The organism is Thermoplasmata archaeon, from assembly GCA_035632695.1.
Taxonomy (GTDB): Archaea; Thermoplasmatota; Thermoplasmata; order RBG-16-68-12; family RBG-16-68-12; genus RBG-16-68-12.
The window spans coordinates 13,226-27,005 of the sequence record DASQGG010000066.1 but is presented as its reverse complement, the minus strand read 5'-3'; the positions used below and the strand labels follow the sequence as shown (position 1 = coordinate 27,005).

Genomic DNA, 13,780 nt, shown 5'->3' with positions numbered 1-13,780 from the left:
AACGACCAGCTCAGACGACACATGCGCGAACTACTCTTGAAGTACGAGCACGATAACCAACCCGTGCTCGCGGACTGGCGCGGGATGCCCTCGGAAGCCATCGGCACGGACGTCCTCCTGGGCTCCCTCCTCGAGCAGACGTGATACCGCGGGAGTGCACAGGTTGATTAGGCTCGCACAGAGAATACTGGACTAGGGGAGCGTCGCATGGCCGCGCTTGGGTACCTGACGTGGGCTCCTCTGGTAAGTGCGGCCATCTGGTTCTCCCTGTCCGTGTACCTCGTGCGCCTCGAACGCTACCGGACGTGGACGGAGGTCTTCTTCCTCGGCCTGTGCGCAGCCACAGGGTCGTACGCCCTGAGCGACGCGGTCTTCTTCAGCATGGGCAACCCCAGCGACGCGAAGGTCGCGGCGACGGTGTCCCTGGGCAGTCTCACGTTCGGCGGCTTCCTGATCTTCCTCTACGGGATGAGCCTCTACCGGCGCTTTCGCGCGGTCCTGCTCGTGAGCATCGTGCCCGTCGCGTTCTTCGTGATCACCTTCTACGAGATGATGTTCACGGACTTCCAGAGCATCTCGAGCACAGGGAGTGGGGCGCCGTACGTTCCCGTGTACAATCCCACCTGGCTGTACCCATGGATCCTTCTCATGCTCGGGCTCATGGGTGGAGGGTTCTACGGAGTCTTCCGGACGTACCTGGAGATTCGCCCACAGAATCCCAAGGTGGCGCGCCGAATCGGGTTGACCCTGCTTGGACTCGCAGTCGCGGCCGCGGTGGGAGCCGCATCGAACGCCTACCTTGCCGTCACGGGATACCGGGTGCCTCCGTTGTTCTCAAGCACCCTGGGCTTGCCTGGCCTCCTCGTATTCTACGCGACCACGCCGAGCGCCCTCTCCCGCCTGAATACCATGGTCCTTCGGCGGAAGGAGTCCCAGTACGACGTCAAGGGCGCATTCCTGACTTACAGCGACGGCACGCTGATCGGGTCCAAGATCCAGCCCGAGGAGCAGATGATCGACGCCGACGCCTTCAGTGCGACCTTGGACGTCATCCAGAACTTCATGCGCACCTCGTTCCCCACGCTGCGGGGGAAGTGGCTCAAGTCCATCCGCCACGGGGAGTTCACGCTCGTCATGGAGCGAGGGCGACACACATACCTCACCCTGGTCATCGGCGGCCAGGAGAACGACCAGCTGCGTCGCAAGGTCATCGAACGGCTCACGGCCTTCGAGAAGGCGAACCAGGAACCGCTTTCCCGATGGCGCGGCATGGCGGCGGATGCCGTAGGCGTCGATGCCCTGCTGGACTCCATCCTCACCGGCTAGGGTTGCCGCGCTTACAGGTACACCTGGACCAAGCCCGTCGGCGAACCGACGACAAAGAGCTTGCGCGGCTTCTCCTTGAGCCGGACCACCCGCTGCTGGAGTTTGAGCTCGCGCTGGAGGTAGCGGTCCTTGATCTCATCGATGGAGACGTACTTCTTGCTCAGCGCCTCCCCGGAGTGCAAGAGCTTCGCGAGGCACGCTACGGCGACCATGGCCGCATACTCGTCGTAGGACCAGTTCGAGTTCAGGCTCCCGTTCTGCGAGTACAGGTACGCGGACTTGCGCATGCGGATCGGGATCCAGCCGCCGCTCACCTGGAGCTTCGTGTGGCGGACGACCACGTCGATCTCGGGCAGGGCCTCGAGCAGGGCGCGGCCTTGCTCCGTCAGGAACCACTCCTCCTCGTACTCCAGGAGGAAATGGGCGTCGAACTTGGCGGTTGTGGGAGGCGGGAAGGCTTTGGACAGGAGCGGGCTGAGTTCGTAGCCTTCGTGCATCCCGTGGAGGTTCATCCGGATCTTGTGGCGGCGCGCGTAGCCGCGGAATGGCTCGACGCCGTGGGCCATGATCTCCAGGAAGCGCTTCGTGTCTTCGGGTCCGCGCTCGCGGTTGTAGATCGTGTGGGTGAGGAGGACCGCGCGCTGCGCGCCCAGTGAGGCCAGGGTGTGCACGAGGGCAAGGCAGTACATCCCCGCGTCCGTCTCGACGTCCATCGTGGCGGGCACGGAAAGCGTGGACCGTGTTCCGTCCGGGATGTCGTAGAGGACGAGGTCTCGCACGCTGTCCAGAGCGCGGTTCGGGCCGATGCGCAGGCTGAGAGAATGGGAGAGGCCCTCCCACGCAGCGACGAAGGCGTCCCGGATCGCCTCGGGGGTGGCCAGCTGAAGTGCCCCCCCACTCCGGGCCGGGAGTGGTTTCCGGACGTCCACGTAGTCCGCCGACTCAACCAGGGACTCGAAGAGGTCCGCCTGGAGGTCGGCGTCCGTGGCTCCAGATACCGTCGAATCAGGGGGTTCCAGTCCTGGTTCCTCGGGGGTGGCCGGCCGGTTCCGGGCGGGGAAAGCCTCGGTCATCTGGTGGTCTCCTCCTCTCCCACTCATTCCCAGATGTGATTATCAATTACTTAATGGCTATCATCCGTAGAAAAAAATAGCAAATGCTACTAAATGTAGAAATAGCGGGACGCCCTTCTCGGTTTCGTGACCCCGAAAACCCCGCCCCTGGCACGGAGGGAGAAGGTCCAGTACAACATCCGCGTGGAGGCCGAGGTCCTCCGACGCTTCCGGGAGTACTGCGCCCGGAACGGACTGGACCCGCAGGGCCAGATCGTCCTGTTCATGAAACGGGTCCTCGAATCGGAGTTCGACTTCCAGGAGCGGCTGTGGTCGGCGCTCCGGCCGGAAAGCTCCTGAGGAGCGGCCCCGCCGGAACGTCGAGCCGGCGCGCGATCATGGCGACCTCCTGCCCGCGGAGCCCGCTCGGGCTGATCGTGACGATCACCCGGCTCTCCCGCAAGGCGGCCGCGTCCACCGTGTCCTTCACGAACGCCAGGAGGGCGCGGAATTCCGCGAAGAGCGCCATCTGCTCGATTGCCGCCAAGACGATGGGGTCGCCGGGGTGGGACGCAAGGTAGGCCGCGACCGCACGCCGTGCCTCCGTGTCCAAGGCCGTGGGCCGCGCGCACGCCTGGCCGGGTTCCGGATGCTCCGTGATCCAGAGGATCTCGAAGCCCTCACGGAACTTGCGCCGGACCTTCGAGGGATGCTCCGTGGTCACGACGAGGCCGCGGCCCGCGGACACGAGGGGAAGGAGGGACGCCACATCCTGGGCCGGGAGGAAGAGGAGCGCGTGGTCCTGCGCATGGGGCACGACTCCGTTCGAGAGCTCCCGGACCTCGAGGACGTGGTCCACGCACCCGCTCAGGATGGCGACCTGTTCCGGCGTGAAGCTCCCGTCGCCCGCGGTGACGATCACGGTCCCGTTCGACGAACTCGCCTGGTTCGCCACGCGCTTCAGGAAGCGGGCGACCGCGTCGAAGCCGTTGACCGACGCAAGGAAGTCGAGGTCGTCCAGGAGGACCGCGGTCCCGGGATTCTCTCGGAGGAACTTGAGGACCGTGTGGACGAGCTCGAAATCGAGCGCCTGCGGGCGGACGGTCCGCTCCTCGGAGGAGACGCTCGTGATCCAGAGAATCGGCGTGCGCGCGAGCCCGAACCGCTCCGCCACCCGGGAGGGCGCGAGGCCCGTCACGCAGAGGCCGGGCGTCGTGGAGACGATCTCCCGGAACGCGCCCATCCCCGCGGCCCGGCCCGGCTCGAGGACGAGGTAGTTGAAACCCCGCGAAAGCGGATGCCGCGTGGGCGCGCCGGCCAGGGGTTCCGTGACGGGCTCGATCACCAGGTAGCGGTAGCGCGCGATCGCGAAGGCGAGGAAGACGGACCAGACCAAGGTGTACAGGGAACCGAAGCCGACGCGGGTCGTGAAGCCGTTGAGCAAGGGCCAGAAGATCTCCGTCAAGCCCGCGGGGATCGACCCCAGGAGCAGGCCCAGGACGACGACCCCTTGCATTCGCCGCAGGTTGCTCCCGCGGACCCGCCACCAATCCGACACGAAGAGGGCGACGCTGAGGTAGAACCATGCCGCGTACAGCGAGGCCAAGACCGGGTACGCATCGCCGACGAGGGCGTCCGGACCCAGGAACCCGGGTCCCACTCCCGCGATGAGATGCGAGGTCCCGAAGATCAGGTAGGCCCATCCGAGGACGGGGGCGTACACGAGAGGCACGTACGCCGGGCGGAACCAGGGACGCTTCTCCGGGTACACGAGGGCCAGGGACATCAAGGCGGCGGGCACCGCGCTGATCCCGAGCCAGACGCCCTGGACCCAAGGATAGACCAAGGCGGGCGCCCCGCCGGAGGGGATCGCTCGCTCGACCGCCTCGCAGGCGTCCCACCACACGAAGGTCATCATCAAGGCGAAGAACGCCCGGTTCGGCGCCGCCCGCGGACGCGTCCCGAGGACGTACACCGCGAGGAACGCGCTCACGCCCAGGGCCGCGAGGGACAGCCCCGGTCCGAGCAGGTTCAGGCTCCCACCCGCGCCGTGGTCTCACTCCGACACGATCTCGAGGCCGTTGTCCTCGACGAGGAGCGGATAGTAGTCCAGGTCGTGGTCCACGCCGCGCATCTTGACCACGCCGATGTACCGGCGCACGGACGTGCTCATCCCGATGTCGATCTCCCGGAGGCGGAGGTGGACGATCGTGTCCGCGAGGAACTCCTCGACGCCGTGGTGCGCGAGGCGGACGCTGTCCCGGGCCATCTCGGAGACGAGGAACGTGGTCGCCTCGAGCTCCCGCAGCTCCTCGAAGAAATGGAACACCTCGTTCCGCGGGTTGTCCATGGGCGTGAGGGCGTACAGGGCGTCGAGGCTGTCGATGGCGAGGAGGTCGCAGCCCATCTCCTCCTTGTAGCGACCGAGCTGGCGGCGGAGGCCCAGGAGCCACCGCGGCTGCTCCCGGAGATCCTCGATCTCCCGACGCAGCGCGCGCACGTCGATGATGTGCACGCCCTTCACGCGCTCCGGGTCCATGCCCAGGGAGGCCATCTGGGCCACGAGGGAGCCGCGGCTCTGCTCCATGGAGAGGTACAGGCTGGACGCGCCGTGGTCCTTGGCCTCGTGGTACAGGATGCGGTACGCGAACGTGGACTTCAACGAGCCCGGCGGTCCGGCGACGAGGACGATGTGACCGCGCGGTATGCCACCGCCGAGGCGCTCATCGAGGCCGGCAATCCGCGTGGGAACGCGACTGTCCAGTGGTGGAACTCCGGACAAGGAACCCTCACTCCCCGGCCCGTGACGGACCCTAGCACGGCGAAGGGGTCGTGCGGATATATACATTCGCGCCGCACGGGTCACATGGTCCCGTTTTCACCCGGGACCGGGAAGTGCGCGGCCTGGCGGGCGAAAGCTCCTTATCTCCGGGACCATCCTCCCGCCGGGGTTCGGCATGCCCGCGACCACCGTGGTGGGCGCCCAGTTCGGGGACGAAGGCAAGGGCAAGATCATCGACTTCCTCGGAGAGCACGCGGACGTCGTCGTGCGATTCCAGGGCGGGGCAAACGCGGGCCACACGGTCCAGGTCGGGGACGAGCTTTTCGCCTTTCATCTGATCCCGTCCGGGATCCTACGCCGCCGCACGCTGAACGTGATCGCGGGCGGCGTGGTCGTGGAGCCCGGCCAACTGCTCAAGGAGATCGACGAGGTGGAGGCTCGCGGCCATCCCGCGAAGAACCTCCGCGTCTCGGACCGCGCGCATGTCGTCCTGCCGTACCACAAGATCATCGACGGCCTCGAGGAGACGCTCAAGGGCAACCTCGCCGCCGGGAGCACACGCCGCGGGATCGCGCCCGTGTTCGAGGACAAGGTGGGCAAGTGGGGCCTGCGGATGTGCGACCTCGTGGACCCCGATGTGCTGCGGGAGAAATTGAGCCTCGTCGTGCCCATCAAGCAGCGGCTCATCCAGGCGTACGGCGGAAGCGACGTGCTCGACCTGGAGAGCATCTACACGGAGTACGAGCTCTACGGGAAGCGGCTTGCGCCCTACGTGACGGACACGTCCGTCCTCCTGGACGGCCTGCTCCGCCGCGGGAGGCGCGTCCTGTTTGAGGGCGCACAGGGAACGCTCCTTTGCATCGACCACGGGATCTACCCGTTCGGCACCTCGAGCAACTGCACGGCCGGGGCCGCGGCCACGGGCGCGGGGGTCTCGCCCGCGTACATCGACCGCATCATCGGCGTGGCCAAGGCGTTCACGTCCCGCGTGGGGGCGGGACCCTTCCCCACGGAGCAGCAGGACGACGTGGCCACGCACCTCCGAGAGACGGGCGGCGGAGAGTACGGGACCACGACGCACCGGCCGCGCCGCGTGGGCTGGATCGACCTCGTCATGCTCCGAACCGCGGTCCGGGTGAACGGGCTCACCGGGCTAGCGGTGACCAAGCTCGACGTGCTCGGGGGACTCGACAAGGTCCGCGTATGCACGGTGTATCGCCACAAGAGGTCCACGCTCAAGGACTTCCCCGCCTCGACGAAGATCCTCGCGGAGGCGGAGCCCGTGTACCGGGACTTCCGCGGCTGGCCCGAACTTTCTGAGGACGCGTGGATCGGCGTCGCGAAGAAAGGCCGGCGCGGCCTTCCCGCGGCGATGGGCCGATATCTCGCGTTCCTGGAATCCGCGCTCAAGGTCCGAGTGGACATCGCATCCGTCGGCCGCTCGCGCGCGGCGACCATGTTCCTCCGCCGCTGAGACCGCAGGGCGTTAGGTGGCGGCCAAGGACTCGAGCCGCCCCCGGAGCTCGCAGGCTTTGCAGAGGTCGTGGATCGTGGGCTCGCCGCATCGCGCGCAGGCGCGCAAGGAAGCGGGAGGCCAGGCGGCCTGAAGCGCCGGGCGGAGCCCGTCGTACCCGCGGACAATCGCGTGCCGCGTACCGGGGCTGTCTCCCTCCAGCCGATGCAGGAGCTCCTTGAAGCGGCCGCGCTGGGCGCGCGCGGCGTACGGGCACTCCGCGTCGTGGAACGGGATCTGCCGGAGGAATGCGTACAGGTAGGCCTCGAGCTCGGGAATCATGCGGAGGGGTTGGAGCCGCGGGATGAGGCCGGGTTGGACGTGCTCGTGGGGACCGAGGCGCGCGAGCCGGTCCACGTCCCCGCGGGCCACGTTCATCAGGATGGACTCCGCGGTGTCGTCGAGGTTGAGTCCGGTGGCGAGGAAGTCCGCGCCGATTTCCCGTGCGGTCTCGTTGAGCGCGTGCCGGCGGAAGACCCCGCAGTAGCTGCACGGAATCGCGTCCGGATCGAGGCGGACCACCCGATCCATCTCGAAGCCCTGCGTGTCCTGGTAGGAGACCACGTGGTGCGCCACGCCCAGCTGGGCGCAGAGGGCTTTCGCGGTCTCCAGGCTCGGCGGGCGGTACCCCGCGATGCCCTCGTCGACCGTGATCGCCTCCAGGGTCACGTCCGTCCGCCGTCCCAGGTAGTCGTGCAGGAGGACCAGGGTCGTGCTGCTGTCCTTGCCCCCGGAGAGACCGACCGCGATCTTCGTCGCGCCCCCGGAAAGATCCAGTTCGCGGCGGATCTCCTGCTTCACCCGGCGCTCCACGTATTCCCGGAAGTGCGCGGCGCACAGGTGGGCGCCGCTGTAGCGGATGAAGATCACCGGAGGAGCGTCGCAGCGGTCGCAGGCCACGCCCGCGGGAGGGCGGCGCCGCCTCTTTATCCTTCACGATTCAGCGCGGCGGGTACGCGGGCGGCATGTACGTGGGAGGCCATGCGGAGGGCCGCGGCAGCCTCACGATCCGGCTGTACGCGACCGCGGTCAGGACCGTGATCCACGCCCCCGTGAGGGCGGACGCAAGCGCCGAGGTGGCGAGCTCGAGGATCGCGTTTCCGGTGACCGCGCCGACGGCAACGATGACCCCGTCGATGATCGCGGCCACGATGAAGAGGACGAGGCCGGCGCCGAGAATGGACCATTTGTGGCCCTTGGTGAGCGCCCAGCTCCGGGAGAGGCTGTCCACGGCATGCGACCCCTCCGCCATGATCACAGGCGCGTAGAGGCAGAGGCCGAGGTCGATGTAGAGTACGAGGACTCCGACGAAGGGCAACGCGATCAGGGCTCCACAGATCGCGGCGAGTCCGGCGGCGCCTCCGCCCGTGGCTACGAGGGCGAAGACGCCGATGAACAAGAGCGCCGCCCAGAGAAGGAAGACCCCAATCGTGATCAGGGTCACGAGCAAGTTCGCCCCGAGGATGCTCAGCACGCGTTGCAGGCCTTTCGAGAGGGAGTCCATCATGCGCACGTTCTCGCCGCGGTCGCGGCGAACGGTGAAGTCAACGACGCCTCCGAGCACGACGCTCGATACCACCCACCCGACGATCGCGGTGAAGAGCGCATATCCGAGGACGGCCCAGAGGCCCGCCGTGGTCGGCGCGCTCACGATCGGAATGGCGCCGCCCACGTAGAGGGTGTTCAGGATCAGATAGGCACCGAGGAGACCGAGTCCGCCCGTGACGAGGGACAGCACGAGGTACACGAGGAAGAACGCACCGAAGTTCTTGATCCACACGTCGAAGGTGTCGGAGAGCAGGCTCCCGGCGCCGACCCTCGATGGCATCACGTACATGGGCGGCGCATACCCGGGCGGGTAGCCCATGGGCGGGGGCGGGACGGCACCGGGTGCGCCGCCTGCCGGGGGTGGAGTCCCACCGGGAGCGGACGGCGTGCCCGGAGGGCCTAGGGCGAAGCCGCACGCAACGCAGAAGCTGTTCTCCGGAGGCACAGGACGGCCGCAATTCGGGCAGAAACGGGACGCGGACAACGAGGATCCTCCTGCCGCGGGACCGACGCCTGCGGACTTGAGCGTTTGCACGGGAGGCCGCCACGTAATGTCGGATATCGACATGGGCGTCCGCGTAATTACCGACGCTGAGAACCGCGCCCGCCGGTTTATTCGCCACCTTCGGCTTCGGCCGCGTCGTTCGGAGGGATCTCGATCGACATCAACCAAGTGGGCATCCTGCTCCTCGGCTCCGTCCTGGGCTGGTTCCTCCTGTTCGCGGTGCGACGGTACAAGGTGCAGTGGGGCGCGTTCGCGACCTTCTTCGTGATCGGCTTCGGCGTGAGCATGGTCTCTTGGCTCTACGCGAAGGACCTCCTCGCGTGGTACGGGATCGGCATCTTCCTGGGCTTCGTCGCGAACATGGTCGTGCGGTTCGCCGGGATCGCCGCGGGCGGCAAGATCGGCGAGGGACTGCTCGAGATCAGCGCCTTCCGTGTCCACGAGAAGTGAGCCCATGGCCCTGGAGGGCGTGCGGGCCGCGAAGGCCGCCTACGAGGCGGAGCTGTTTGAGCGGCGGAACGTCGTCGGCGTGGCCGTGGGCCGCAAGGTGGTGGGCGGTCGGGAGACCGAGGAGACGTGCGTCGTGGTCTACGTGGACCGCAAGGAGGTCGAAACCCGCCTCCGGAGCCGGGACGTCGTCCCCCGCTCCCTCGACGGGGTGCGGACGGACGTCGTCCAGACGGGGCGATTCCGCGCGCTTCCCCTGCTTGAATCGCTTGCGGTGAGCCACACGGCGAGGATCCGGCCTGCGCCCGGCGGCGTGAGCATCGCCCACGAGAAGGTCACCGCGGGCACCCTCGGCGTCCTCGTGCACCGGGCTTCCGGCGAGGCCGTCATCCTCTCGAACAACCACGTCCTCGCAAACAGCAACGACGCGAGGAAGGGCGATCGAATCCTCCAGCCGGGGCCCTACGACGGGGGCCGTCCCGAGGACGCGATCGCGGAACTCGACGGGTTCGTCCGTATCCAGTTCAGCGAGCGGGACCTCGGCGGCCTGGGCCGCTTGCTCGAGCGCGCACTTCGTCCGTTCCTGGTGCCCATCGGCCTCGATGTGCGCCGGCTCCCTTCCGGGAAGACGAACCTTGTGGATGCCGCGATCGCGCGGCCGCTCGCCGCGGACCTCGTGGCGCCGGACATTCTCGAGATCGGCCGGGCGGCAGGCACCGCGGACGCCGCGCTCGGAATGCGCGTGAAGAAGAGCGGACGGACCACGGGCTTGACGCGGGGGCGCGTCACCGCGCTCGATGCGTCGGTCGAAGTCGACTACGGGGGCAAGACCGCGATGTTCCGGAGCCAGGTCGTCAGCGACATCCTCTCGCGCGGCGGGGACAGCGGCTCCCTGATCGTCGACGAGTCGAATCGGGCGGTCGGGCTGCTCTTCGCGGGCGGGACGACCACCACGATCCTGAACCCGATCGCCGCGGTCCTGACCGCGCTCGAGCTGCGGCTCTGATCGGCTGCGGTGATCCGCGCCGGTCACCAGGGGCTCGTCGGTCCCGCTCGGGTGGGCGTGGCCTCTCGAGTGCAGACCCTCGCGTGACGCCATCTCGGTCTCTGTGGTGTCGCGTACCGGGAATCGCGCAGGGGGGCACCCGTGAACGCGTCAAAAGTGAGGCAGCCCTAAATTGGAATCGATTCGCCCCCACGAGGCCCATCGCCTTTCGTACCTCGCCGACCGGAACGCGGAAGGCGTGTGCCACGCGCGTGGAGAGCATCGACTGGCGCCCGCTCCCGGTTCCCTTCTCCCCACCCAGGGCAAGGGTTATTACGCTCCCTCCGGATGCCGCGCCTGTTGGGGGCGTCATGAAGGAGATCTGGGTCGAGAAGTACAGGCCGAAGACCCTCGACGAGATCGTCGGACAGGACGAGATCGTGGAGCGGCTCAAGGCGTACCGGGACACCAAGAACCTCCCCCACCTGCTCTTCGCAGGTCCTGCCGGGACGGGGAAGACCACGAGCGCCATGGCCCTGTCCCGCGACCTGTTCGGCGACGCCTGGCGGCAGAACTACTACGAACTAAATGCGAGTGATGAACGCGGAATCGATACGGTCCGCACGAAGATCAAAGAGATCGCCCGGCTCGCCCCGCTCGGCGGGACGGACTTCAAGCTCCTGTTCCTCGACGAGGCAGACAACCTGACCGCGGACGCCCAGGCCGCCCTGCGCCGGACCATGGAGACGTACTCCAAGACCTCCCGGTTCATCCTCTCCGCGAACTACTCCTCGCGGATCATCGAGCCCATCCAGTCGCGGTGCGCGGTCTTCCGCTTCCGCCCCCTCAAACCCGAGGCGATCCGGGAGTACCTCGCGCGGATCGCGAAGGCGGAAAAGATCAAGATCACGGAGGACGGCATGGAGGCCCTGATCTACATCTCCGAGGGCGACATGCGGCGCGCCGTGAATTCCCTTCAGGTCGCGGCCTCCCTGGCCTCCACGATCGACGCGGACGCCTTGTACAAGGTCGCGAGCACGATCCGCCCGGAGGAGGTCAAGAAGATCCTCGAGCGCGCCCTGGCGGGGGAATTCCTCAAAGCGAGAGAGGTCCTCGACAAGCTTCTCATCGAGTACGGTGTCTCCGGGGAGGACGTCGTCCGGCAGCTGCACCGGTCCGTGTTCGACCTGAACGTGCCCGACGAGGTCAAGGTGCGCCTGCTGGACCGCATCGGGGAGACGGACTTCCGCCTCGTCGAGGGGAGCAACGAGCGCATCCAGATCGAGGCGCTCCTGGCGCACTTCGCGCTCGTGGGCCAGGACATCAAGAAGTGATCACGGGCCCAGCGCGGCGGACCAGGCCTTCGAGGCCGTGACGTCCTTGGGCGACGCCGCCACGGTCTTCGCGAGGGCCATCAGGAATTCGGGTGCGTGGGTCGTGGCGAACTCGGCGGTGCACGCCTCGGCCAGGAGGAGGTTGTGCCCTTGGTTCGCGAGCGCCGAATCGAGGCTCGCATGGTACGCCAGGAGGGCGGCCAAGGCGCGGGGCGCGTGACCCCGGGCCAGGTACGCACGGACGTGGGCCGCGGCTTCCCGGGGCCGGCGGGTCGCGAGATCCTCCGCCACGTTCCGCAGCGCCTCCGCCTCACCCGCGGGCTCGGAGACGGCCACGGACGGAAGGTGGGGAGCCGGGGATCGGACGCGCAACGCGGCTTGGAACAGGGCGTAGGCGCGCTCGCTCGACGTGCTGAACTCCAGGACGAAGTGAGCGGCGCGGGCGAACAGGAGCGCATGGACGAGCTCGAGATGGTAGCCCTCTCCCGCGAGCACCCGCTTGGACGCCTCGATTCCGATGCCTTCCCCGAGTGACGCGACCGCGTAGCCCTCCTGGAGGAGCGCGAGAATCGAGGTCACGCACGCCTCTTCGGTCGGGGCCGCCACGGAGGTGGCGAGACGACCCCGACCCCGCTCGTCGAGCGGCTTGCCGCCGGAGACGAGGATCTCGAGATCGACCCACTCCTTGCCCAGCACGGACATCATGACCGCGTGGGGGCGCCGCACGGGCTCGCCCGCCCCGAGGTACTGGACCGCGGGCCGCAGCGTGGTGCGCGCATCCCGGAACCCGAGGGCGCGCGCGAGGCGCCACAGTGCCACGGAGGTGAGCAGCTTGTGGCCCGCCTCGCCGGGATCCTCCAGAGAGGCGCGGAAGAGGACCTCGCCCGCCATGCGCCGCTCCCAGCCCTCGTCCACGATCCCTAGGAAGAGCGCCTCCAGCTCCCGCCGATCACCGGCCCGTGCCGCGAGGAGGGCGGAGCGACCCAAATGGGTGACTTCCCCGGAGACCACGGCGGCAGGACGCTGGGGCACCGAGAGCTTCTTCTCCGCGGCGGCGAGGGCAATCGCCTGGAGGACCGGGAGCGGACGTTGCCGGGCGTCGAGGACGTCCGCAAGGCCCCCGGCGGCTTCGAGCGCGGCAAGGGCGTGGGGCGCGAGACCCGCCGCGGGATCGTAGCGGGAGGCCGCGGCTCGCACCGCGGCACGGACCACGTCGACGGGCGACGCCTCCGCACGGAACGCTCGCAGCGCCGCGTCCGCCGCTCGATCGGCGCGCGAAAGGGAGAGGGCGAGTTCCAAATCGGCCAGAGGGGATGCCTCGGGGGGATCGGGCATGGCCGGCGCGGCATCTCAAGGTCCCTTGAAAAACCTATCCGAAATGGCCGCGGTTTGCCCCGCGGATGCCGGACTCGCCAGCGCAAGCCCTAAATGACGCGACCCCTTGGGGACCGCCGGTGGGCCTATGTCGACGCGGTTCGCGTTCTGGCGCAAGCAGGAGGAGGACGCGCAAGGGGAGGAGCACGCGCGGCCCGGCTTCCTGTCGGACTTCATCCTCGGGAGCCAGGACGGGCTCGTAAACGTCCTCGGCGTTCTCCTGGGCATCGCGATCGCCGCGCGCCAGCAGGCCATGGCCAGTCCCTTCCGGATCGTGATCGCGGGCGCGCTCGCCGCGACGTTCGCGGAATCGATCTCCATGGGCGCGGTCGCGTACACCTCGACCCTGGCCCGCCGCGATCACTACCTGAAGGAGAGGGATCGCGAGGAGCGCGAGATGAGGGAGCTTCCCGACCTCGAGCGGCAGGAGGTGCGCGAGATCTTTGAGGCGTGGGGCTTCGAGGGTGCGAAGCTCGAGCAGGTGACGGACGATATCGTTTCGAACCCGAACGCGTGGCTCGAATTCATGATGGCCCACGAGCTGGGCCTCGCGCCGATCGAGAAAGCCCAAGCGCGCAACAGCGCGATCCTCGTCGGATTCGCCGCCATCTTTGGCTCCCTGATCCCGCTCCTGCCTTTCCTCGTCTTCCCCGGGGACATCGTGATGGGGATGATTGCGTCCGTCCTCGTCGCCGCGGTCGCCCTGTTCCTCATCGGATGGTACAAGGCCACGAGCACCGTGGGCCGGCCTCTCCGGAGCGGAGCGGAAATGTTGGTCATCGGAATCGTGTCCGCCATCGCCGGCTTTCTGATTGCTTTCATCGTGGGCGCTGCGCCCCTCTAGCGGCGTGAGGGTCCCCAGGGGTGAGCCTTCGAGAAGCGGGCACCCCTCGCGGCCGATCGGCCGAGCAGCA

General features: G+C 68.0%; 13 protein-coding genes. 7 read left to right on the top strand and 6 right to left on the bottom strand.

All coding sequences use genetic code 11. From position 1 onward, the window contains the following. Positions 1 to 207 precede the first annotated feature (207 nt). Positions 208 to 1,326, top strand: a complete 1,119-nt coding sequence (locus VEY12_05345; protein HYM39554.1) for a hypothetical protein — start codon at positions 208 to 210, stop codon at positions 1,324 to 1,326. An 11-nt stretch (positions 1,327 to 1,337) separates the two neighbouring features. Here VEY12_05345 and VEY12_05340 read toward each other — a convergent pair whose 3' ends face one another. Beyond that, on the bottom strand, positions 1,338 to 2,399 hold the full coding sequence (locus tag VEY12_05340; protein ID HYM39553.1) for a hypothetical protein: 1,062 nt from the start codon (positions 2,397 to 2,399) through the stop codon (positions 1,338 to 1,340). A 126-nt stretch (positions 2,400 to 2,525) separates the two neighbouring features. Here VEY12_05340 and VEY12_05335 point away from each other — a divergent pair, with 126 nt between their 5' ends. After that, on the top strand, positions 2,526 to 2,738 hold the full coding sequence (locus VEY12_05335; GenBank protein HYM39552.1) for a hypothetical protein: 213 nt from the start codon (positions 2,526 to 2,528) through the stop codon (positions 2,736 to 2,738). Here VEY12_05335 and VEY12_05330 read toward each other — a convergent pair. Together VEY12_05330 and VEY12_05325 are read right to left on the bottom strand one after the other, a co-directional pair. Next, positions 2,662 to 4,377: a DUF835 domain-containing protein gene (locus tag VEY12_05330; protein HYM39551.1), complete on the bottom strand. Its 1,716-nt coding sequence runs from the start codon at positions 4,375 to 4,377 to the stop codon at positions 2,662 to 2,664. The genes VEY12_05335 and VEY12_05330 overlap by 77 nt on opposite strands. 57 nt (positions 4,378 to 4,434) lie before the next feature. Continuing rightward, complete coding sequence (locus VEY12_05325; GenBank protein ID HYM39550.1) at positions 4,435 to 5,160, bottom strand: ATPase domain-containing protein; 726 nt, start codon at positions 5,158 to 5,160, stop codon at positions 4,435 to 4,437. Positions 5,161 to 5,335: 175 nt separating this feature from the next. Here VEY12_05325 and VEY12_05320 point away from each other — a divergent pair, with 175 nt between their 5' ends. Continuing rightward, complete coding sequence (locus tag VEY12_05320) at positions 5,336 to 6,634, top strand: adenylosuccinate synthase (GenBank protein ID HYM39549.1); 1,299 nt, start codon at positions 5,336 to 5,338, stop codon at positions 6,632 to 6,634. Between the two features lie 12 nt (positions 6,635 to 6,646). Here VEY12_05320 and VEY12_05315 read toward each other — a convergent pair whose 3' ends face one another. Both VEY12_05315 and VEY12_05310 read right to left on the bottom strand, forming a co-directional pair. After that, entirely contained in the window at positions 6,647 to 7,573 is a 927-nt protein-coding gene (locus tag VEY12_05315; GenBank protein ID HYM39548.1) for a TIGR00269 family protein, read from the bottom strand. A 40-nt stretch (positions 7,574 to 7,613) separates the two neighbouring features. Continuing rightward, on the bottom strand, positions 7,614 to 8,705 hold the full coding sequence (locus VEY12_05310; GenBank protein ID HYM39547.1) for a zinc ribbon domain-containing protein: 1,092 nt from the start codon (positions 8,703 to 8,705) through the stop codon (positions 7,614 to 7,616). Positions 8,706 to 8,894: 189 nt separating this feature from the next. Here VEY12_05310 and VEY12_05305 point away from each other — a divergent pair, with 189 nt between their 5' ends. The 3 genes from VEY12_05305 (at position 8,895) to VEY12_05295 (ending at position 11,492) form a co-directional block, all read left to right on the top strand. After that, complete coding sequence (locus VEY12_05305) at positions 8,895 to 9,176, top strand: hypothetical protein (protein ID HYM39546.1); 282 nt, start codon at positions 8,895 to 8,897, stop codon at positions 9,174 to 9,176. A 4-nt stretch (positions 9,177 to 9,180) separates the two neighbouring features. After that, the gene (locus tag VEY12_05300) at positions 9,181 to 10,179 is read left to right on the top strand and encodes a hypothetical protein (protein HYM39545.1); all 999 of its coding nucleotides are present in this window, start codon (positions 9,181 to 9,183) and stop codon (positions 10,177 to 10,179) included. 350 nt (positions 10,180 to 10,529) lie between these two features. Further along, positions 10,530 to 11,492 (top strand): replication factor C small subunit, encoded by a 963-nt coding sequence (locus VEY12_05295; GenBank protein HYM39544.1) that lies wholly within the window; start codon positions 10,530 to 10,532, stop codon positions 11,490 to 11,492. Here VEY12_05295 and VEY12_05290 read toward each other — a convergent pair whose 3' ends face one another. Continuing rightward, complete coding sequence (locus tag VEY12_05290; GenBank protein HYM39543.1) at positions 11,493 to 12,827, bottom strand: hypothetical protein; 1,335 nt, start codon at positions 12,825 to 12,827, stop codon at positions 11,493 to 11,495. It abuts the gene before it with no gap. 127 nt (positions 12,828 to 12,954) lie between these two features. On the opposite strand from VEY12_05290, the gene VEY12_05285 reads away from it, so the two are divergent. Next, positions 12,955 to 13,710, top strand: a complete 756-nt coding sequence (locus VEY12_05285; protein ID HYM39542.1) for a VIT1/CCC1 transporter family protein — start codon at positions 12,955 to 12,957, stop codon at positions 13,708 to 13,710. Positions 13,711 to 13,780: the final 70 nt, after the last annotated feature.

Excerpts from the sequence above, each read along its gene's own strand:
- VEY12_05345 (HYM39554.1), top strand. The coding sequence starts at position 208 with ATGGCCGCGCTTGGGTACCTGACGTGGGCTCCTCTGGTAAGTGCGGCC.
- VEY12_05340 (HYM39553.1), bottom strand. The coding sequence starts at position 2,399 with ATGACCGAGGCTTTCCCCGCCCGGAACCGGCCGGCCACCCCCGAGGAA.
- VEY12_05320 (HYM39549.1), top strand. The coding sequence starts at position 5,336 with ATGCCCGCGACCACCGTGGTGGGCGCCCAGTTCGGGGACGAAGGCAAG.
- VEY12_05300 (HYM39545.1), top strand. The coding sequence starts at position 9,181 with ATGGCCCTGGAGGGCGTGCGGGCCGCGAAGGCCGCCTACGAGGCGGAG.
- VEY12_05295 (HYM39544.1), top strand. The coding sequence starts at position 10,530 with ATGAAGGAGATCTGGGTCGAGAAGTACAGGCCGAAGACCCTCGACGAG.
- VEY12_05290 (HYM39543.1), bottom strand. The coding sequence starts at position 12,827 with ATGCCCGATCCCCCCGAGGCATCCCCTCTGGCCGATTTGGAACTCGCC.
- VEY12_05285 (HYM39542.1), top strand. The coding sequence starts at position 12,955 with ATGTCGACGCGGTTCGCGTTCTGGCGCAAGCAGGAGGAGGACGCGCAA.